The 19,953-nt window shown below is 35.0% G+C and carries 21 protein-coding genes; 7 read left to right on the top strand and 14 right to left on the bottom strand.

All coding sequences use genetic code 11. The annotated features are described in order from the left end of the window. Positions 1-107 precede the first annotated feature (107 nt). Positions 108-569: a hemerythrin domain-containing protein gene (locus LD272_RS11965; protein ID WP_226036839.1), complete on the bottom strand. Its 462-nt coding sequence runs from the start codon at positions 567-569 to the stop codon at positions 108-110. A gap of 286 nt (positions 570-855) precedes the next feature. After that, positions 856-1,260 carry a hypothetical protein gene (locus LD272_RS11960; protein ID WP_226036838.1) on the bottom strand — a complete coding sequence of 135 codons (405 nt, stop codon included), beginning with the start codon at positions 1,258-1,260 and terminating at the stop codon, positions 856-858. A 134-nt stretch (positions 1,261-1,394) separates the two neighbouring features. On the opposite strand from LD272_RS11960, the gene LD272_RS11955 reads away from it, so the two are divergent. Together LD272_RS11955 and LD272_RS11950 are read left to right on the top strand one after the other, a co-directional pair. Beyond that, positions 1,395-2,216, top strand: coding sequence for an MBL fold metallo-hydrolase (locus tag LD272_RS11955; protein ID WP_226036837.1), 822 nt, complete (start codon positions 1,395-1,397; stop codon positions 2,214-2,216). A gap of 762 nt (positions 2,217-2,978) precedes the next feature. Further along, entirely contained in the window at positions 2,979-3,236 is a 258-nt protein-coding gene (locus tag LD272_RS11950; protein ID WP_226036836.1) for a hypothetical protein, read from the top strand. 263 nt (positions 3,237-3,499) lie between these two features. Here LD272_RS11950 and LD272_RS11945 read toward each other — a convergent pair whose 3' ends face one another. Next, positions 3,500-4,189, bottom strand: a complete 690-nt coding sequence (locus LD272_RS11945; RefSeq protein ID WP_226036835.1) for an AIM24 family protein — start codon at positions 4,187-4,189, stop codon at positions 3,500-3,502. 69 nt (positions 4,190-4,258) lie between these two features. Further along, positions 4,259-5,692, bottom strand: coding sequence for an MDR family MFS transporter (locus LD272_RS11940; RefSeq protein WP_226036834.1), 1,434 nt, complete (start codon positions 5,690-5,692; stop codon positions 4,259-4,261). A 561-nt stretch (positions 5,693-6,253) separates the two neighbouring features. Between LD272_RS11940 and LD272_RS11935 the strand changes: the two genes are divergently transcribed. Continuing rightward, a complete protein-coding gene (locus tag LD272_RS11935; RefSeq protein WP_226036833.1) occupies positions 6,254-7,021 on the top strand; it encodes a MerR family transcriptional regulator in 768 nt (255 codons plus the stop codon). 152 nt (positions 7,022-7,173) lie between these two features. Here the strand turns inward: LD272_RS11935 and LD272_RS11930 are convergent, their stop codons facing one another. The 4 genes from LD272_RS11930 to LD272_RS11915 form a co-directional block, all read right to left on the bottom strand. Beyond that, on the bottom strand, positions 7,174-7,773 hold the full coding sequence (locus LD272_RS11930) for a response regulator (RefSeq protein ID WP_226036832.1): 600 nt from the start codon (positions 7,771-7,773) through the stop codon (positions 7,174-7,176). After that, positions 7,770-8,906 (bottom strand): sensor histidine kinase, encoded by a 1,137-nt coding sequence (locus LD272_RS11925; RefSeq protein WP_226036831.1) that lies wholly within the window; start codon positions 8,904-8,906, stop codon positions 7,770-7,772. The genes LD272_RS11930 and LD272_RS11925 overlap by 4 nt, the downstream gene beginning before the upstream one ends. Positions 8,907-9,050: 144 nt before the next feature. Continuing rightward, entirely contained in the window at positions 9,051-10,106 is a 1,056-nt protein-coding gene (desA, locus tag LD272_RS11920) for a Delta(5) desaturase DesA (RefSeq protein ID WP_226036830.1), read from the bottom strand. A gap of 446 nt (positions 10,107-10,552) precedes the next feature. After that, the gene (locus LD272_RS11915; protein WP_226036829.1) at positions 10,553-11,290 is read right to left on the bottom strand and encodes a MurR/RpiR family transcriptional regulator; all 738 of its coding nucleotides are present in this window, start codon (positions 11,288-11,290) and stop codon (positions 10,553-10,555) included. Between the two features lie 212 nt (positions 11,291-11,502). Here LD272_RS11915 and LD272_RS11910 point away from each other — a divergent pair, with 212 nt between their 5' ends. The 4 genes from LD272_RS11910 to LD272_RS11895 all read left to right on the top strand — a co-directional run bounded on the left by LD272_RS11910 (position 11,503) and on the right by LD272_RS11895 (position 15,326). Further along, on the top strand, positions 11,503-12,843 hold the full coding sequence (locus tag LD272_RS11910; RefSeq protein WP_226036828.1) for a 6-phospho-beta-glucosidase: 1,341 nt from the start codon (positions 11,503-11,505) through the stop codon (positions 12,841-12,843). A gap of 235 nt (positions 12,844-13,078) precedes the next feature. Next, positions 13,079-13,573, top strand: a complete 495-nt coding sequence (locus tag LD272_RS11905) for an RNA polymerase sigma factor (RefSeq protein WP_226036827.1) — start codon at positions 13,079-13,081, stop codon at positions 13,571-13,573. Continuing rightward, positions 13,570-14,709, top strand: a complete 1,140-nt coding sequence (locus LD272_RS11900) for an anti-sigma factor (protein ID WP_226036826.1) — start codon at positions 13,570-13,572, stop codon at positions 14,707-14,709. The genes LD272_RS11905 and LD272_RS11900 overlap by 4 nt, the downstream gene beginning before the upstream one ends. Before the next feature lie 446 nt (positions 14,710-15,155). Further along, the gene (locus LD272_RS11895) at positions 15,156-15,326 is read left to right on the top strand and encodes an aspartyl-phosphate phosphatase Spo0E family protein (protein WP_226036825.1); all 171 of its coding nucleotides are present in this window, start codon (positions 15,156-15,158) and stop codon (positions 15,324-15,326) included. 236 nt (positions 15,327-15,562) lie between these two features. Here LD272_RS11895 and LD272_RS11890 read toward each other — a convergent pair whose 3' ends face one another. From LD272_RS11890 to LD272_RS11865, 6 genes are all read right to left on the bottom strand, one after another. After that, a complete protein-coding gene (locus tag LD272_RS11890) occupies positions 15,563-15,802 on the bottom strand; it encodes a hypothetical protein (protein WP_226036824.1) in 240 nt (79 codons plus the stop codon). A gap of 782 nt (positions 15,803-16,584) precedes the next feature. Further along, entirely contained in the window at positions 16,585-17,007 is a 423-nt protein-coding gene (locus tag LD272_RS11885; protein WP_226036823.1) for a hypothetical protein, read from the bottom strand. A 720-nt stretch (positions 17,008-17,727) separates the two neighbouring features. Then, positions 17,728-18,114, bottom strand: coding sequence for a hypothetical protein (locus tag LD272_RS11880; protein ID WP_226036822.1), 387 nt, complete (start codon positions 18,112-18,114; stop codon positions 17,728-17,730). A gap of 105 nt (positions 18,115-18,219) precedes the next feature. Further along, a complete protein-coding gene (locus LD272_RS11875; protein WP_226036821.1) occupies positions 18,220-18,564 on the bottom strand; it encodes a hypothetical protein in 345 nt (114 codons plus the stop codon). Between the two features lie 101 nt (positions 18,565-18,665). After that, entirely contained in the window at positions 18,666-19,139 is a 474-nt protein-coding gene (locus LD272_RS11870) for a GNAT family N-acetyltransferase (RefSeq protein ID WP_226036820.1), read from the bottom strand. Positions 19,140-19,258: 119 nt separating this feature from the next. Continuing rightward, positions 19,259-19,861, bottom strand: coding sequence for a DedA family protein (locus LD272_RS11865; protein ID WP_226036819.1), 603 nt, complete (start codon positions 19,859-19,861; stop codon positions 19,259-19,261). Between the last annotated feature and the right edge of the window lie 92 nt (positions 19,862-19,953).

Here is a 19,953-nt window from a genome sequence, read left to right as displayed (position 1 = left end):
CAACTTTAGTATCATAAACTAAAGTTTTAATCGCTTCTCAACTAGTTTATCCTAAGTACCTGTGATAAAGGCTTTTAGCTTCTATTATATCCTTGATTCCATGGACTTTAGTCCTTATGAAGGTATTGCTCCAAGCTTTTTAAAATGTGTTCGGGGAGTGCTTTTTCTATCATTGGGAAGATTACACGTTCCTCTTTTCTAATATGCGCATCTAACTGAACACCTAAGTCATTCATCAATGGGATTATCTCATTTTCTGTTTCAAGGATTTGCATGATCATTGACCTGATTTTCACGTGTTCTAAAAGCATTTCAGTAATCTCAGGCTGCTCAATTGATTGATGTTGTGCATAGACTGGTAACAAAATTTCTTCTTCCTCACGAAAATGTTGCTGTCCACCAGGCTCCCAAAATTGTCGCAACTCTGCTTTTACTTCTTCCGGTGAATACTTACTTTTCTCTGTCCCGACTTTCCTTAAATTTAATGCTAAGAAAAGTGCATGGTGATGGTGATGGGATAACGATATTAACGATTCATGTCTCTCTATTCCTTTTTTCCTTTTGACCATAATAGTTACCTCCAGTTCTTTTATATTTTCATTATAACTTAATCAATTTCATAATACCTATGTACCGCCATATCCTGACAACATAAGTTGGACTTGAACCTATTCCAACTTATGTTGTTAGGATATGGCTTGATATTGTAATTATGAAATTGACTCACTAGCATAGCATTAAATAATTGTGACATACATCATTCGTCCTTTAGGCAGTATAATTACGACCAGTATTAGACATCACTATAAAAGTGCCCAGATTCGTTTAAATAGCAGATTTTACTAAGATGACGCTCTACTTATTACTTTTAATCGGCAACTTTTGAGTGACACCAATTTGTTGGTCCTGTTTAAAATCCCAGTAACGACCAATAACGCCTAAGTTCATTGCTTTTAGATAGTAGCCTAATTGATATACCATTTCTTGTTCATTAATAAAAGTCATCTTATAATCAGGGCTCCTGAAGTCCATTGTAGCTGTCGAACTATGTTTTGAATCACTAATCTGAATGATTAGATCATCAATAAATGTTTGGTTATCAATAGTTGTTATTAGCTCTTCACTTTCCCAACTCCGAACTTCAATATGAGTAATAGTTTTCTTTTTTAAGTCTAGTTCACTCGTATTGTCTTCTGGACTTTGACATCCAATCAGAATGAAAGTAACTAGTAGTAACATTATTAAAAATTTATATTTCAACCAAATACCCCCTGATGAAAATTTGTTCTAATTTGAATTTCCCCCAAAAAACCTCTACTAAAATATCCACTTGTTCGATGAATAATGGCTCGCATCTAAAGCAAACTAAGTGAAAAAGGAGACGGATGAAACTTATGGATAAGGACATTGATAACTCTAATGAAGAATTTGACATGGACCATGCGGTAGCTGAGGAAGTACTTGACGACCTTGCATTTTATCGGACAATCGTTGCAAATGTATGTATGATAGGTAAGCCTGATTCAGATAACTGGTTACTTGTTGACACCGGGGTTGCTCACTATACTAAACGCATTATCGCAGCTGTCGAAAAACGATTCGGCGACAAAGCTCCAAGTGCTATTATACTTACCCATGGCCATTTTGATCATGTGGGCTCATCAAAGGAATTAGCAAAATATTGGGACGTACCTATTTATATCCACTCAGATGAGATTGACTATGTAACTGGAAAGGATACCTATCCGCCCGCAGACCCTACTGTTGGTGGTGGTACGCTCTCATTATTATCACCATTTTTCCCGCAGAAGCCAGTCAACTTTAAAAAGTGGGTCAAACCGCTTCCTGAGAACGGCGAAATTCCATTTTTAGACGAGTGGAAATACATTCACACTCCTGGACACAGTCCTGGTCATATTGTACTGTTTCGTGAAAGTGACCGAACATTAATTACTGGCGATGCAATTGTAACAGAAAAACCCGAATCAGCTGTAGCTGTTTTCATACCTTTGCAAAAAGTATATGGCCCTCCAGCTTATTTTACGTCTGATTGGGTCAAAGCTGAGGAGTCTGTAAAAAAATTGGCCGCTCTTGAACCCGAAACCCTTCTTTCAGGACATGGTTTACCGATGGAAGGTGACCTTTTACGAGAACAATTACACGACCTAGCAGACAATTTTATCGAACAAGCAATTCCTAAAAATAAAAAACATTAGCAAATCTACAATCCAAATAGGACCCCAAAAAATTAAAGGGGTTCTTTTTCTACAATAAATGAACCAACCACTCTTTTATTGTGGAAAAAAGCTTTTGAAATGCATTCTTGTCTTGCTCGGCCTCATCCTCTTTTAATGTATCATCGCCTAATCATGCCTAAATCTCTTTCTTCTCGATCAATATGCAAGCTAGCGAATCTATCATTGACAATATTTTCTTCAATATAACTCATTACGTTTTCAATAACTTCTGAATGATTCGGATCAATCCATTAACGGTTCATCGCAAAATATTCAAATGACGGCGAATGTAGAAATCATCGAATATAATGATTCAGCTATGGAAGTCGAAATGTGACATTGAACAAAAGCGCAGACGCCTTCGAAATAAGAAAGACACTTATTTCTGTATAACAGGTTCTATTTTTGAGGTGCAAACAATATAATTCACATATAAAGTCGCATGGAAATTAACAATGAATTTCACATGGGACTTTTCTTATTGTTCTAGGTTTATTAAATCAAAAAGTGTTTTATTCGGTATAAATAGCAAGTGCTTTCGCACGGTGGAAATAATAATTGTATAGGTAGCGAATTGTCTGTGGTAATGATTTTATATGTGATATAGAAAACGAGAGTAACTTTACTATAAGGTTAAATAGAATTTATGTTTAATATCGAAGGATTCACATAAGTAGAATATAGTGAAGTATCACTATTTTTTACCAACAAAAAAATCAGAATTTGAGGAGGATATTAACAATGAGATTAACAAAAGATGTATTACAAAAACTCTTAGATTTAAATGAGGGATTTGAGAAAACGAAATCCTTCGCCGGTAGAAATTTTAAAGAAACCAATCAATACTTAATTAAGGGTGGAAAATTACTTATACGGTCTAAAGGCAAGACATCTTCGGCTGATAGCCATCATGATAACTTCACCATTGCGGATATAGACCAAACCAGAAGATTTTTGAGAAAAGTCATTGATGAGCTAAAAACCGAAGGAATCAAGTAGGCAAATGGCAATTTATCGTTAGTTAATTCGTAGTTCTTTTATTTTATAATTTAGTATCTCAATTTAGCTTCAAAAACGAGTTTGTTAAACACTGTACTTAATAACTTTAGGGTCAATTCTTTAACAAGGAAATTCGTATTTCATAAGCAATCAAAAAAACGGTGTACGAATTCGTATGAATTTGTACACCGTTAGCATTACTATTTTAATTTTTGTACTAAAAGCTGAAATAATCCTTATATGGAATATGCTCTATCTTCTAATCAGCTACCTTTGGTTGAGCCTTCCTCAAACGGCTGAACAATGACAAAACCATCACCAGAAAATTCCATTTGAATCGACTCACCACTACCACGACCTAAGACAGTTCGCACACTTATATCAGTCCTGAAGTCTGGTTTCAGGTGACCAGACCAAGCTACAGTGGCATTTGGGTCAGTAATTACATTTTCACCTGGGTGAACTAGTAGTGTTAATGGTTCATAGTGCGAAGTGATTGCAACCCTTCCACTACCTTTTAAGGTTACATTAAACAATCCACCGGACATCATGCCAGCGATCTTTTTCATAAGTTTAATGTCCCATTCGATGCCTGGTTCAAAAGCAAGTAAATCATTCCCATTTACCGTAATCGACTCATTATCAAGCTCCAAAATGGTAATCTTTTTGCCTTGGTCTGCTAAGTACAGCCGACCATTTCCAGTCGCTTTCATTAATGAGCTTCCTTCTCCAGTGAAGGCCTTCTTAAACATACGACCTACACCGTGCTCTAATATCTTTTCACGCTCAAACTTAATTTTTCCATTATATGAGATCATCGATCCTACTTTCGCCCAGACTTGATCTCTCAAGTTCACCTCTAGGATACGTGGTGTTTCCAATTCAAAGTACTCATTTTCTTGGTCATCTTGTTTCGTCTGTTTAATGAATTCATCAATCGAATACTTACTCATGTTTACACTCCCTTTCACATAACCTACTACCCATTCTACGTCTTAACGGTAGGGAAAGTTTCAGGTGCGTTAACTTTCACCAACCTTCTCATTGTAATTATCTTCCATTTCTTCTTCTGACGGTCTGCTATCTTTAATAAAGAATGAAATAACTAAACCAATCAACGATAAAATAGCTACGACCATGAATGCTATATTAGCCCCGTGGATATCCGGATAAGAAACTTCCGGTCGAAGTGCAGCAGTCTCAGACGTTGTCGTCATTACTGTAACAAGAATTGCTGTTCCAACTGAAGCAGCAATCATTCTCATTGTATTATCCATTGCAGCGCCATGTGGAATCAATCGTTTTGGTAATTGATTTAAGCCAGCAGTAGCAATTGGCATTAATACCATCGATAAGCCAAACATTCTTATACTGTACATAATTGTGATAAAGGCCATTGATGTAGAGGCATCTAGCCTAGTAAACCCAAACGATGACAGTGTGACAATTGTCAAGCCTACTACGGCAAGCTTTCTCGCACCAATTTTGTCAAATATTCTCCCGGTAATTGGAGACATAAAACCAGTAATCAGTGCACCTGGTAGCAGTGCTAATCCCGCTTCAAGTCCAGTGAAACCCCGCATATTTTGCATATAAAGCGGCACAAGCGTCTCTACACCTATTAACCCCATAAAAACAATCATTCCAACAATTACGGCTAAAGGGAAAATCGAATAGGTAAAGACACGGAATTCCAACATTGGGTGTTTCATGCGTAACTGTCTCACTATAAACAAGGTAAGTGCTAAACTACCTAACCCTAATATAACAAGCGTAATTGGAGCTAACCAACCATAGTTTCCTGCACATGTAAATCCGTAGAGCAAGCCGCCAAACCCGAAAGTAGATAAAATAATCGAAAGGACATCTACTTTTGGATTTTTTAGTTCTGTAACATTCTTTAAGGCAAAGTAAGCGACAATGATGTCGATAATTGCAATTGGCAAAATAATAAAAAATAGTAGCCTCCATGAGTAATGCTCCGTTACCCAACCAGATAAGGCTGGCCCAATAGCGGGGGCAAAGGAAATAACAAGTCCGATTAAACCCATCGCGGCACCGCGCTTATGAACTGGAAAAATCATTAAAAATACCGTTTGCATTAGCGGAAGCATGACACCAGCTCCACTTGATTGGATGACTCTTCCCACTAATAAAACCTCAAAATTTGGAGCTAATCCCGCTACCAATGTACCAAAAGCAAAAACACTCATTGCTGTTATGAACAACTGCCTAGTCGAAAATCGCTCCAATAAAAAAGCACTTATCGGGATCATAATCCCGTTTACAAGCATAAATACAGTTGTTAGCCACTGTGCTGAATTCGCAGTTATGTTCATTTCCTTCATAATTGGCGGAATCGCTGTAATCATTAATGTTTGATTCAAAATCGCTATAAACGCTCCGGCAAGTAAAAGCGCAACAATCGTCGATCTCTTATAACTTGAAGATTGCATTCGTTTGTTCCTCTCTATTTATGTCTAGTGTATTGGTGACCTGGAAGACTACTATATTTTTCAACGGTAAAAGTCTACCTAATTAACAAACATTTGTTTACTCTTTACTAGTTAATTAGCAACAACAGACGGCGAAACTAGATAAATGAATAATAGTGTTATGAGAACGATCCCAACAAGGTCCCAAATATGGACTTTTTTCTTTTCGGGAATAGTATAGATAACTATTTTTAATATGTAAAATACGATCAAACCAATGGACATAAGTTGTAAAATCATTAATAGACTATTCGTATTTTCAGTAGTAATCTGGATCACGAAAAAGATTAGTGTGAATATAATGCCTATCACTTTCTTCGTTTTTTGAATGAGTCATCATTGAAAAGAAACTCTTTCAGACTAAACTCATCATTCATTTCAAAAACCCTCTCAGCTATTGATTGACTATTATAATTACCAATGATAACACAATAGTTTAACTTTCTTATTAAATTTTTCATTCCCTCTTTACCTTTACGTTACGTAAAGGTGTATTGTATTAGTTAACAGGAGGTGAAACCCATGGAATACACTGTTCAAAAGCTTGGAAAACTCGCAGGTATTAGTACCAGAACGCTTCGTTATTATCATCAAATTGGTCTTTTAGTACCTTCAAGAATCAATTCTTCCGGTTACCGGATATATAGCCAAGCAGAGGTAGATCAGCTCCAGCAAATTCTTTTTTATAAACAACTTGGAGTTAGTTTGGATGCTATTAAGCGAATCATTACTGACCCCTCATTTAACAGTACACATGCACTTTACGACCATAGAGAGAAGCTTTTAACAAAACGAGAAGAGTTAGACAAGATGATTTCAACTGTTAATAAAACATTAGATAACAGAGAAGGGAGAACTACAATGACTGACAAAGAAAAATTTGAGGGTCTTAAACAAAAAATGATAGATGAAAATGAAAAAGAATTCGGGAAAGAAATTAGGAAAACATACGGGGATGCACAAGTGGATAAATCTAACCAAAAAATGAAGGGGATGACACAAGAACAATTTGAAAGAGCGGAAAAACTTGGTGAAGAAGTACTTGTTACACTAAGTGAGGCATTCGAAACCAAAGATCCTTCTAGTGATTTGGCCAGGAAGACAGCTGACTTACATCGTCAGTGGATAAGCCTTTATTGGAATAGTTATACAAAAGAAGCACATGCGGGTGTTGCTCAACTTTATGTTGACGATGAAAGGTTTACTGCCTTTTATGATAAGGACCAACCTGGTAAAGCAGCATTTTTAAGAGATGCTATTCACATTTATACTGACATGGTAGACAACTAATTTTACGGGTGCGATTATTTAATCGCGCCCGTTTGTTTTGAGCAATTCAAAAAATCCAACAAAAATACCAGCCTTATCGACTGGTACAATCAATTTCATCATATCTATTTATCGCCACCAGGATACAACATTGACTCGGTAAAATAAGAATTTTACTTAAACCAACCTTTTTCCTTAAAACGAGTAATAGCCTCGATCCGGTTGCTTACCTCAAGCTTATCTAGAATGGTTGAAATATAATTGCGGACAGTACCATTGGTAAGATAAAGCTGACTTGCTATTTCTTTTGTATTTTTCCCATCAGCCATTAATTTGATTACTTGTTCTTCTCGATCGGTAAGCGGGTTTACATCACTATAAGCCATATCCACTAATTCTGGAGCATAAACTCGGCGACCATCCATAATGACTCGAATTGAGTTAGCCAAGTCCTCGCTTGGACTATCTTTTAACAAATAGCCGCTTACCCCTGCATCACGTGCTCGTTCAAAATATCCTGATCTTGCAAAAGTGGTAAGGATAATCACTTTGCATGAATGATCTTTTAATTCCTCGGCTGCATCTAAGCCACTTTTAAGCGGCATTTCGATGTCCATAATACATATATCAGGGTCATGCTGCTTAACTAAGGCTAATGCTTCTTCCCCGTTCCTAGCTTTACCAACAACATCCATATCTTCTTCCAAATCAAGCAAAGAACCAAGAGCCCCGAGCAACAGGCGTTGGTCCTCGGCAAGTACAATCCGAATCACTTTAATCCCTCCCATTTTGTTTGTTGAATAGCATTCGGTATCTTGATACAAAGTGTCGTGCCATTCGAAGATTCAATCTCTAAACTGCCATTAACGAATTCTAATCGTTCTCGCATCCCCTGAAGTCCATGCCCCTTATTAGCATCCATGTCATCTGAAATACCGACACCATTATCATGCACTTTTACAAGCAGTTCATCGGGTGATTGCTCAATCATTACTTCACAGTATGTTGCTTGACTATGTTTAACTATATTCGTAACAGACTCTTTCAAACACATACTCATTACATTTTCGACTAATAAGGGAGCATTTGTAAGTTTTGGATTTCCCTCTATCACATTTTCTATTTGGGCAGCTTCTAAAATTTGCTTAATATGGACAATTTCATCCTCTAATTTTGCACCGCGCATATCAGATACCATCTCACGCACTTCTTTCAGTGCTGTTCTTGCAGTTTGGCGAATATCATCGATCTCATTTTTGGCTGATTCAGGATTTACCGAAATTAATTTTCCAGCCAAGTCACTTTTCAAACCAATCAGAGATAGTTTCTGTCCTAGTGTGTCATGCAAGTCACGCGCAATCCTTTGACGTTCTTCTATAACCATTAATTGAGATATTCGTTTATTTGCATCTTCTAGTTGACCTTCAAGCTTTTCACGTTTAGTTCGATTATACATATTAAACGGAAGCAAAATAACACCTATCACACAAACTACAATAAATGGTATTTGTGTGAAGAACATATCTGTTTTCAAAAAGAAACCGGTAGTAATCGCGCCTATTGTTGTAACAAGATGGACTACATATAATGTAATGAATCCTGCTTTGTTTTGAACATTACCTATGAAGAAAGCTAAAAAAAGCGAAAAATAAACATAACTAAAATAGATCGTCATCACAATACTGACAGCCATATCGATTGCTACCCACAGATAGACAAGTCCACCTTTTGTAACAAATGAAAGCCTGTAAGAAGCGAAGAATAACAAGATTAAGAAAATACCAATAATTATATCAATTGCTGTTGAAGATCTAATTATAAAATAAAAAGGCAAAACTCCAAAAATAATCCAAATATAAGCGCTAAGTCCAGTATTTCTCGGAAAAATATGATACCAGTTCTGCATAGTGATCTCCTTCGTCTATTGCACAGTTTCCATTGTTTACACCCTAGCTATCACCCTAAATTAATTATAACAAAAAAGCATGTTTCAATTAATAACAAAATAGAAAACCCTTCAATGATGAGTTGAAGGGTTTCGGATTATTATTTATTTTTCCTGATAGCTTGGCCTTCTATTTTTCAATTGTAAGTTTGCTTTTGACTTGTCAGCCATCAACGCTTTAACTTCCTTAAAGCCGACAAATGTTTGATTTTTTTCATCGTATAAACGGAAACGAATCGAAACCAAACTTGCAGCAAAAGTAATTGTCGTAGCTTTTTGAAGTGGCGGAGTAGATTCATGTGCCTTTTCTAGATTGTAGTTCGGTACTCTTGGGCTTAAATGGTGCACATGGTGGAAGCCGATATTACCTGTAATCCATTGCATTACTTTCGGTAATTTGTAATACGAACTACCATCTATTGCTGCTTTCACATAATCCCACTCAGATTCATTTTCAAAGTAGGAATCCTCAAATTGATGCTGGACATAGAATAACCAAATTCCTAGTGTACCGGAGACAAATAGGATCGGAAGTTGAATGATTAACAGTGCTTGCCAACCGATTGTCCATACCAACAATCCATAAATAAGAACAAGTGCAAGATTTATCAAGTAAGTGTTCAAACGTTCTTTTCGTTTTGCCCCTTTTCGGTTATGGCGATTATCTACTAAGAATAGATAAACTGGGCCAAGTCCAAACATAACAATTGGATTTCGATAAAGACGGTAACCTAACTTTTTCCAAAAAGATGCGGAAAGATACTCATCTATAGTCAACACCCACATATCTCCTGTTCCACGCTTATCTAAATTACTGCTTGTTGCGTGATGAATAGAGTGGCTTCTTTTCCACTTTTCAAAAGCAAAGTGAGTAATGATACCGGTAATTGTACCCACAATACGATTTGCTTTTTTGTTTTTGAAAAATGATTGGTGCGTACAGTCGTGAAAAATTATAAAGGTTCGAATGACAAACCCTGCTGCAATAACCGAAAGCCCTAGAGTTAACCATATCGATACGGATAGACTTTGATAGGCTAGAAACCAAAGAATGAAGAATGGTGGTATTGTATTTATTAATTGTTTAATACTTGCTTTCGTGTCGGAAGTTTCAAATGGTTTCACGTTTTTTCTTAGTTGTGCTTGTTTTTGCTTGCTCATGGTTTCCTCCTTAAGCATCTATTATAATGCTTCATCTGGAATTTTGATTATCTCAATAATAAAGGACGTGAACAAGCTAAAATAGTCATATATGTAATTTCTTTTATATGACATATGTCATATAAGCTTGTCCAACTTAAACAGAATAGACCTATTCCATATCTGAGCCCCTACTTGTAACTACTATTCCAGAACCCTTTCGTTTCACTTGATCAACCAAATTTAGCATTTCCCGAGTTTCGCTATGTACCGATCAATGCTGCTGGATTTTCTATATGATCAAGTGAAATTAGTTATCGATTTATTCACCTCTTCTATTATTAGTCTAATTTAGATTCAACATGTGTAAAAAATAACTCCGAAAATAAATAATTTTATTATGAAGGAAAGTTGACGTTAGGTGTGACAAGAATATCGTACTTCTTTAAAGTATTCATCCAAACCTGTTAACTCCCGTTTTGATTGGTCAATTTATGTATTTCACGAGCCAATGTTTCTAATATATAAACCACCGGTACCTGTGTTGTAATATCAGAATTTTGATAACGTTCCTGTGTTACATAGTATGGAATATTCACATTAGAAATAGTAGCAATAGTAGAATGTTTACTGTTTGTAATACTTATAATGTTACTACCTTCTTGCTTTAGTTGATTGATATGATTAATCGAATAGTTACTTTCCCCTGAAACCGACAAGGCAATGGTTGCACTAGACTTAAGCATATGCGTTCGGATTGGAAAAAGGGGATCTTTAATATACATGGAGAACTTGCCTAAACTTGAGAAATACCGTGCGCCATACTCTGCTAGAATCCCTGAGCTTCCAATTCCAATGAAAATAACAGTTTCCGCTTTTGTGATGATAGTGGCTGCTTGTTGTATCTTTTCATCGATACTGCCAGTTAGCGAACGTTCAAAGAATTCCGTGAGCACATGCTGACCACTTTTGACAACGGTAGTTTCATTTTGTTCTATATCTAGTTTGAGCTTTACTTTGAATTCTGAAAATCCTTCACAATTAATTTTTCGACAAAAACGTAAAATCGTAGCGGTTGATACATGTGTTTTATCAGCTAATTCACGGATCCGCATATAAGCGACTTTCTCTCTATTTTCACTAATATAGTTATACAGTTGGGTCTCTAATTCATTGAATGAAGCAATTTGCTCGCTTGTAAACATGTGGATCATCCCTTCTAACAATTCTAAGGCCAATTTTATCATAGGTTCTTATATAAAACACACTGTTACACACTTGAAACAAATAACCGCTTTCGTTACAACAAACTATAAATCCCCATCATCTATACACCACCTAAGAGAACCCTTACAATGAACATATAAATATGAATTAAAGTTGATTAAAGAAGTAACTAAACGGAGGTGCATGACCTATGGCAAAAGGGATTAAGATTACAACGATTGGCGGCGGTTCTAGTTATACGCCTGAATTAGTAGAAGGTTTTATTAAACGTTATCATGAATTACCAGTTAGAGAGTTATGGTTAGTAGATATAGAAGCTGGAAAAGAAAAATTAGATATTGTAGGTAATCTAGCAAAACGTATGATTGAAAAGGCGGGTCTTCCAATTGAAGTCCACTTAACTTTAGATAGAAGAGAAGCATTAAAAGATGCTGATTTTGTAACAACTCAATTTCGTGTAGGTCTATTAGAAGCTCGGGCAAAAGACGAAAGAATTCCAATGAAGTATGGTGTACTTGGTCAAGAAACAAATGGACCAGGTGGTTTGTTTAAAGGGTTGAGGACAATCCCTGTTATTTTAGACATTTGTAAAGATATCGAGGAATTATGTCCAAACGCATGGTTAATCAATTTCACCAATCCTGCTGGTATGGTAACAGAAGCAGTACTGCGTTATTCAAACATTAAAAAGGTTGTCGGCCTTTGTAATGTGCCAATTGGAATGGAAATGGGTATCGCTAAATTATTAGATGTCGATCACTCAAGAGTTAACATTGACTTTGCAGGACTAAACCACATGGTTTATGGTTTGGATGTTTACGTCGATGGCGAAAGTGTCAAAGATAAAGTAATCGACCTACTAACAGATCCAACCAACACTAGTTTTGTTAAAAATGTTAAAGGACTAGGTTGGGAACCATCGTTCATTAAAGCCCTTAATCTCTTGACATGTCCTTACCATAATTACTACTACAAAACGAAAGACATGATCGAAAAAGATGCAAAAAATGCTAAAGAAGAAGGCACTCGTGCCGAGGTAGTTCAAAAATTAGAAAAAGAATTATTTGAACTTTACAAAGACCCAAACCTAGCTATTAAACCACCTCAGTTAGAAGAGCGTGGGGGAGCGTATTACTCGGATGCAGCCGTTCGCTTGATTACCTCTATTTATACAGATAAAGGCGATATTCAACCTGTCAATACACGTAATAACGGCGCTATCGCGAGCATTCCAAATGACTCTGCAGTAGAAGTAAGCTGTGTTATTACAAAAGACGGTCCAAAACCAATTACAGTTGGTGATCTTCCTGTACAGGTTCGGGGATTAGTTCAGCAAATTAAGTCATTCGAGAGAGTTGCTGCTGAAGCTGCAGTAACAGGGGATTATGATAAGGCAGTACTTGCTTTAACCATCAATCCATTAACGCCTTCAGATACCATTGCAAGAGAAATCGTTGACGAAATGCTAGAGGCTCACAAAGAGCATTTACCACAATTTTTTCAAACAACCAAAGAAACTGTAAAAGCATAGTAACGGGTTCACTACAAAGGTGCAAAATGACACAGTATACATCACATGAAAAGGGCTTAGAGAAATAAATTCTCTAAGCCCTTTTTTTATCTATTGTCTATTTCACTAAGGCTACCGTTCACAAGATCATCAAATGTATCGCTTCATTCTGATACAATTAAAAATGAAATTCATAATTAAAAGTAACCTTTTTATTTCTTATCCGTGTTATATGTGGGGAGGGGGAAGAAACAACGTGAGCAATAATTTAGACAGCATTTATACTATATATTTTCATGACATATATCGCTTCCTTCTTTCCCTTTGTCACAATCATCATACAGCAGAGGACCTTGTGCAAGAAACTTTCTTTCGTGCCCATCTTAACATTGAGAACTACGAAGGGGAAAACATTAAAACGTGGCTTTTTACCGTCGCACATAATGCTTTCATTGATTATTATCGAAAGCATCAGCGAACAGATGTTAAAGAACCGAACTTCTTTTCGTCTCTATTTGATAAGAAAAAAACAACGGAAGAAACGGTAGAAATTCATGATGAAATACAGAAAATTATCGAGATGTTAAAAGACTTACCAGAAAAACATAAATATGCTGTACTCTTACATGATTTTCACGGATTATCCTATCATGAAGCTGCACAAGTCATGAAGGTAAGGCAACCCTATTTTAAAGTCTTACTATTCCGTGGCAGACAAGCGATAAGAAATAGAAAGGCGGGGGAAAAATGAGCGATGAGTTTAGCAGAAAATTAAAAGCATATGAAAAAGGAGAACTAACTGATCAAGAATTAGAAGAGTTTGAAAAAGAATTAGAAAAGTTAGAGGGTTATCAAAAAATATTGGAAGAACAAGCCGGATCTACTACAGGATCAACTATCAGTAACAAAAGGCAACAAAAAATTGTTCGAAAAGGTAAATGGAAGGCTCGACTACAAACAGCATTATTTGCCTTTGGAATCCTCATTATTTTTACGTTTTTATCTAGTGTACTAACTGCAGTATATTATTCGTGGGGCAATCCGGATCGAGTGGATGAATTTAGGGGGGTTATTGATCACACGTTAACCATTACAAATCCATATGGTTATCTCGGCGGAACAAGCACAAGTACTACACCCTATTTTGGTTTAGAAGCAACGAGAGACATGAAGAAGCAAATTGGAAATGAAACAATAAAAGTTGGAGAATTAGAAGTGAATTTTCTATTCTCCTTAATGAGTTCAGCAGAAAGATCCTATATCGGAAAAGAATCACAAAGTCAGCCAGCCTTTTCCCACCCCAGATCTGATGAAAGAGTTCATTCAGATTGGGATCAATTGGAGCAACTCCCAGAAGGAACGGTCGTTTCTGCCTATGTATCATTTGGTGAATTAATGGAATCAAAAGCAGTAGAAAAACTTTTTTCAGATAAGCAGATGAATCTTTTATGGCTTGCTGTTGATACTGGCATCAAATCTGAAATGAATCACGGTACTATTTTCGACACTATAGGTTTTCCAAGTCATCCTATATGGCATGAAGATGATATGATTACACAATCGTACGAAGAGGAATCCGGATTGTTCGGTAGCAGTACGGTATCGGAAAGTTCTTCATCGCTAGCCTATCATGAAGGTGACCAAGACATGCTCCATGACCAATTTATGAAAACATTATACTTTCTACAAGACCATGAAAAAAAATCGAATAGATTATTGTTTGGGAGGTTAGACCTCAAAAAACGAATTAACTATCTCGAAAATCATGGAATCCTGCATTATGGTGCAGTTATTACTGGACCGACAAAGGAAATAGTGAAGCTGCAGGATGAACCATTGGTAGAAGGGCTAGAAGTGGACGAAGTTGAGTTTTGGAATTGGGAATAAGTTCTATAATGCATCATTGTACTGGGTTCATTATGATGTGTAAAACATTAATTTGCATAAGAATACACAAAACTTTTCTCAATGGAATCACAAAAAATCACTTTAAAACATTAAGGGAACTTGATAAATCCAAGTTCCTTTTTGTCATTTATAATGATCGTACTTCTTAAACTGCCAGTTACAAAAATTCGTCTCCACTTATTGTAGTCACGCACTAATTAGCTTAACAAGCAACTTCTGTTCCATGCACATTTGAATCAGACTATTCATTAGCTTTGATTTCATTTAATTCAAAGGAGAAAAGAAGAATATAATTTAGCACACTTGTGGTATAACGACATACAAGTGATTGAAAATTTGGTCTAAACAAACAATTACATTTAATTACATTTAATGTAAAATGAGGTTTATGTCTATATAACTTTATATTTTTCAGGAGGAAAGTCATGAAAATCCAAAAGGTAACTATTTATTTGTTAAAATTTAAAATTAAGTTATTACGTATCCGTATGGTTTATCATGGTCAATCAAAGGGACTTACCCACCCTGATACTATTAAACATAGTCAAAACCTAGATGTTCAATTGAATCGATACCATCGAATACAATCTCTATAGTTGAATACTTGATTTTAATCGCAATAGCTGTCAATTCCACCATAAAAGTGATTTTTTTCACCTTTTTTGTTCCACTAAGGAGCATTTATAAAAATATGGATGTCCTTATTAAACGAAATGGCGCTAATTAAAGTACACCCGTTTACATTTTTGATTTTAACATAAATTTTAATTCTTCAAATATAAAAATAGAATCGCCATAATTGACGATTACTCTTGCGCCCGTTACTTCAAAACTAATTAACACATCCACATTCATATTCCTTGAATTTATATTCTTTATAGATTCTTGTTTCTATAAAATCACTTGTATCAGATGTGAATACTCTTACTACTGGAGCAATATCTCTTTTCGCTAAATATTTAACATAATTATCCAAATTATCTAATGTGGTTAAATGATATTCGTTCATGTCCATAAACAAATCATTATGTTCACAAACATCATATGTCACAGCAAGATAGCATTTTTTCATAATACCACTCCAATGTAGGTGATTCTAACTTTTTTATTAAAGGATAGCACTCTTTAATGGAATATTTTAAATGTTAATATTGATATTTAAGGTTTATTCAGCAAAAGATTTCTTGTAGATAACTATGGCTGTAAGTATTATTAAAACGGCTACCATAAACATAAAAATTGAACCTGCAATCAATTTAAAATCTGTAATCCACATAATTTCACCCTTCCCACGGTTCCACTAATTGCTTCTATAGTACATTTCCTTGTTCAAGAAAAATACCTACTTCAAGTGTGATTATTCACAGAAAGTATAATTATTTCGTATTCATTTTTGAATGGGCATAACGCTTTCCTTTTGATAGATTTTGTACATTCCATAAATTGTTATTGATAGGAAAATAACAGCTAGTACGATTGTTGAGACCAAATACAATGTTGTTGGAATGTAAGTGTTATCTGCAATCCATCTTGATTAAGCAAAGGAAGAACAAATATTTCATTTAGGAAGACAAGTAAGTTTGCTTTACGCTTGTTCAAGATAAGCCCTTTAGCATTTGCGAGTAAATAGAATCTAACTGAGGGAGTTTAAGTACATTTATTCACAAGGTTATCTATCTATATGATAAATTCAACACCCGTCGGTTTATTGAATGGTGGCTTATACTTCTTAAAAACTAATTTGATTTCAGAAAGATCATCGGGTAATGCTGGTGATACGATGAATGTATAAGATTCGTGTCCTCCAGAACCACCCCTCCTTCGTTTCGGCAGTTATAATCAGTCTCTTTACATTTAATATAGGTCAAAAAGGATAGGTTCTTTAATCCTTCTAGGGACTTCATCATCAGAATCTTGTCTATCAATATTAAAATGAACGACACTGGCATTTTCAAACTGACGTACAAATGTGACCGAATAAAACACATCATCTTTTTCAAAGGATTTTAATATTGGGATATTTTTAAGAAATCCTTTTGGCTCTACAACAGGTTTATACATATCTTCGTTTAAAAAATTTGTAAATACACTATTTAAGAATCCTTCATAAAAACTATATTTTTCTGACCAGGCAGTTATAAGTTTTTTAGTTGGAAAACCAGGAGTATTATTTGAAATATCCTTCCGTTGTTTTATTAAATTACAAATTTGTTCGTCTATTGCTTCAATTTGTTGATCATAGTGTTTTGTAGGTGGTTCGAATGGCAATCGTTTCATAGTTCCGCCTCCAAAGATAAAGTAGTTAATTAATTTTAACAAAAATTGGAAGTAAATTCATTGTTAAACTAAACTGCTGCTTTACTTTAAGTAAATAAGTTCACATATCTTTGGAATACTTTTAATATAAAATTCTAATTGACCTTTTTAAAATACAAAAAATTGACGATCCGATACGATCTTATTCAATTCCTGCACCACGTTACTTGAAAATAATCTTCAAAAGTTGATACTAAAAAGAAGAGATTAAACTTAATGCACGTAGTGTTGCTAACAGAATATGGTATTTTTTATGATATCATTGTAGATGTAATTTATTTTTTAACTATTATATTGATAGCCGACATTAAGTTCGCAATACCAGCTATAAGTAAAACTATTGAAGGTGTACTAGTAAGTCCTATATCGTGAACCGTTAAAAAATATATAAACGCTCCGAATGCGACTAAAACTAGAAAAATATTAAAACTAAGCAAATATGGTCTATTGATCATATACTGCACCCCAAAACTAATTATTTTTAAAAACTTAAATTCACCATCTTAATTGTTACTTGCTATTCCACCAAACTGCTGCGTTAATTTAAGTACAGCTGTTCACACATTATTTTTAACATAATATTCTAGTAATTCTTTAAATACAAAACAAGGGATCATCGTAATAGATGATCCCTTGTTAAACTATTGCTCGCCGTTACTTTAATATATTTTGAAGATATGACTAATTTTTCAACTCAAACGTCTCTTCTTGTCCCGACCATTGAACCGTTACTTCAATTACACCGTCTCTTTTAATTTCCTTCTCTGAAATTACTGCTGTAAAACTTTTTTCAGAAGGTGATTTACCGTTAAAACTTATAGCTGATTCTCCACTGTAATTTCCGAAGTCATATGAATAAATTAGCTGTTGCACAGATTTAAGCTCCTCTAACTCACCTTTGTAAGTAATTACAAGGTCTTGAAAAGGGTGGGCATTTTTAATAGGAACATCCAAATAACCTTTCCAGTGCTCACTTTCCCCTTTAAAATTATCCTCTTCTTTTGAGGTACACCCGATAAGGACAAATATTAAAAAAATAATAGTTATCCATTTAGAATAATTTAACAAAATTATCCCCCTTATACTTTAGTTTGAACTATTCCACTAACCTGGCTCTTTAGTACAAGAAGGGCTTTACCCTTGTTCAAGATAAGCTCCTGTTAGCTTAATATTCTAATTTGTCTCTTCTACTTCAAATTTTAATCTATCTAAATCCCAGACATCTTCATCATAATCTTTGATAACCTTGACCTTTACTTTTTTCCCTTCCTCATAACCTTCTGGATTGGAAATTCGAATGGTTTGTGTCATTGGTTTCTTTGCAAAACCATATGACTCTTTAGAAGTATCTTCCTCGCTAACTGTTGTCCATGCTTCGATTTCAATTTCCATATCTCCACTTGTTTCGTTAATTTCCGTTATGTTCCCTTGAATAAAAGTTCCTTCTTCAACCTGGGAACAACCTATCAACATAATAGTTATAGTTGCAACAATGAAAAATATCTTGCTTTTCGGCATTGGTAATCCCCCTTGTACTTATTCAATAATCCTGCGGCTTTAGGGAACAAGAGGTATAATTACTTCTTGAAGTAACGCACCCGTTTGTTGAAGATGCTTAGTTAATTCTCCTTAATCATTGTAATGAACTCTGTAAAATCGGTAGTAAACTTGTCCTTCTTTTCAAACCCTAGTTTTTCATATAAATGAATGGCTCTTTTATTAAATGTTGCAACTGATAGTCTTATGGGAATTTCCGCGTAGTTTTCTCTTATGTAGCTAATTATAAATGTACAAAAATTATACCCGTAACCTTTTCCTACATAATCCGGGTCCATACCAAGACCTATATCTACATTCTTATCATTATACACACCATATTTGTACCCAACTGGTATTTGAGCTGTTTCACCTGTACATAAAAAACCAAAGACATCACCATTATCATCAGCTATATTTTTATAAGAACCATCCAGTCTTTCTTTTATCTCATCTTCAGTAACTTCACTATTATAAAAATCATAAGGTTTTTCATATCTCCAACTTAGTATCTTTCTAACTGAATTCTCGTCCATATTTTTAATGGTTAAATTCATAATACCCCTCATTTCACTAGTCGTTTAGTAACCAAGCTTATTACACAATCCTGCTACAAAAGGAGCTGCCGTTTCGACAACTCCTTGTTACACTCTTGCACCCTTTAGCTTAATAGTAATTACTTTTTTCTTTTTATAAATAGATACAATAAAACAATAACGAGTAAAAACAATAAAGCGTAAATAACTTTTGAGTAAATTTCCATATATTCTACAATTACTTCCCAAGAACCGCCTACTGAAGCACCTAAGTATACGAGAACTATATTCCAAATCAAAGTTCCTATTGTTGTAAATAAAAGAAACAAGCCAACATTCATATTTGACATACCAGCAGGAACAGAAATCAAACTACGTATTAAAGGAACGAAACGACAAAAGAAGACCGTCCAAGGACCATATTTATCAAACCAAGCATCAGCCTTGTGAATATCATTTTTTGTTATACGAAGAATATGTCCCCATCTATCAACAATCTTCTCTAACCTTTCTACATCAAGCTGTAAACCAATAACATATAAAACAATAGCTCCAATAACTGAACCAGCTGTTGCTGAAGTAATTACACCAATAATGCTAAGTTTGGATGTAGTTGTCATAAATCCCCCAAACGTTAGTATTACTTCAGATGGTATAGGAGGAAAAATATTTTCGATGGCAATTAAAAACATAATTCCCATATAACCAAACTCACTCATAATTTCTGCTAACCAAGTTTCCATATTCTTCCCCTTTTTTTCTTAATTAGAAAAGCACCTTTATTCAACAATCCTGCTGCTTTAATACAATAGTAGCTACCGCATTCGACAGCCCT

Origin of the sequence: Aquibacillus saliphilus (assembly GCF_020404745.1) — a bacterium.
GTDB lineage: Bacteria > Bacillota > Bacilli > Bacillales > Amphibacillaceae > Aquibacillus > Aquibacillus saliphilus.
This window is presented reverse-complemented; position numbering and strand designations above follow the sequence as displayed.

Bases quoted from the DNA above. Each gene is read 5' to 3' on its own strand.
- LD272_RS11950 (WP_226036836.1), top strand. From the start codon at position 2,979: ATGAGATTAACAAAAGATGTATTACAAAAACTCTTAGATTTAAATGAG.
- LD272_RS11865 (WP_226036819.1), bottom strand. From the start codon at position 19,861: ATGGAAACTTGGTTAGCAGAAATTATGAGTGAGTTTGGTTATATGGGA.
- LD272_RS11870 (WP_226036820.1), bottom strand. From the start codon at position 19,139: ATGAATTTAACCATTAAAAATATGGACGAGAATTCAGTTAGAAAGATA.
- LD272_RS11945 (WP_226036835.1), bottom strand. From the start codon at position 4,189: ATGAGTAAGTATTCGATTGATGAATTCATTAAACAGACGAAACAAGAT.
- LD272_RS11915 (WP_226036829.1), bottom strand. From the start codon at position 11,290: ATGTTTACAAGCGAGCAAATTGCTTCATTCAATGAATTAGAGACCCAA.
- LD272_RS11910 (WP_226036828.1), top strand. From the start codon at position 11,503: ATGGCAAAAGGGATTAAGATTACAACGATTGGCGGCGGTTCTAGTTAT.
- LD272_RS11940 (WP_226036834.1), bottom strand. From the start codon at position 5,692: ATGCAATCTTCAAGTTATAAGAGATCGACGATTGTTGCGCTTTTACTT.
- LD272_RS11900 (WP_226036826.1), top strand. From the start codon at position 13,570: ATGAGCGATGAGTTTAGCAGAAAATTAAAAGCATATGAAAAAGGAGAA.
- LD272_RS11895 (WP_226036825.1), top strand. From the start codon at position 15,156: ATGAAAATCCAAAAGGTAACTATTTATTTGTTAAAATTTAAAATTAAG.
- LD272_RS11955 (WP_226036837.1), top strand. From the start codon at position 1,395: ATGGATAAGGACATTGATAACTCTAATGAAGAATTTGACATGGACCAT.
- LD272_RS11875 (WP_226036821.1), bottom strand. From the start codon at position 18,564: ATGCCGAAAAGCAAGATATTTTTCATTGTTGCAACTATAACTATTATG.
- LD272_RS11935 (WP_226036833.1), top strand. From the start codon at position 6,254: ATGGAATACACTGTTCAAAAGCTTGGAAAACTCGCAGGTATTAGTACC.
- desA (WP_226036830.1), bottom strand. From the start codon at position 10,106: ATGAGCAAGCAAAAACAAGCACAACTAAGAAAAAACGTGAAACCATTT.
- LD272_RS11925 (WP_226036831.1), bottom strand. From the start codon at position 8,906: ATGCAGAACTGGTATCATATTTTTCCGAGAAATACTGGACTTAGCGCT.
- LD272_RS11965 (WP_226036839.1), bottom strand. From the start codon at position 569: ATGGTCAAAAGGAAAAAAGGAATAGAGAGACATGAATCGTTAATATCG.
- LD272_RS11885 (WP_226036823.1), bottom strand. From the start codon at position 17,007: ATGAAACGATTGCCATTCGAACCACCTACAAAACACTATGATCAACAA.
- LD272_RS11890 (WP_226036824.1), bottom strand. From the start codon at position 15,802: ATGAAAAAATGCTATCTTGCTGTGACATATGATGTTTGTGAACATAAT.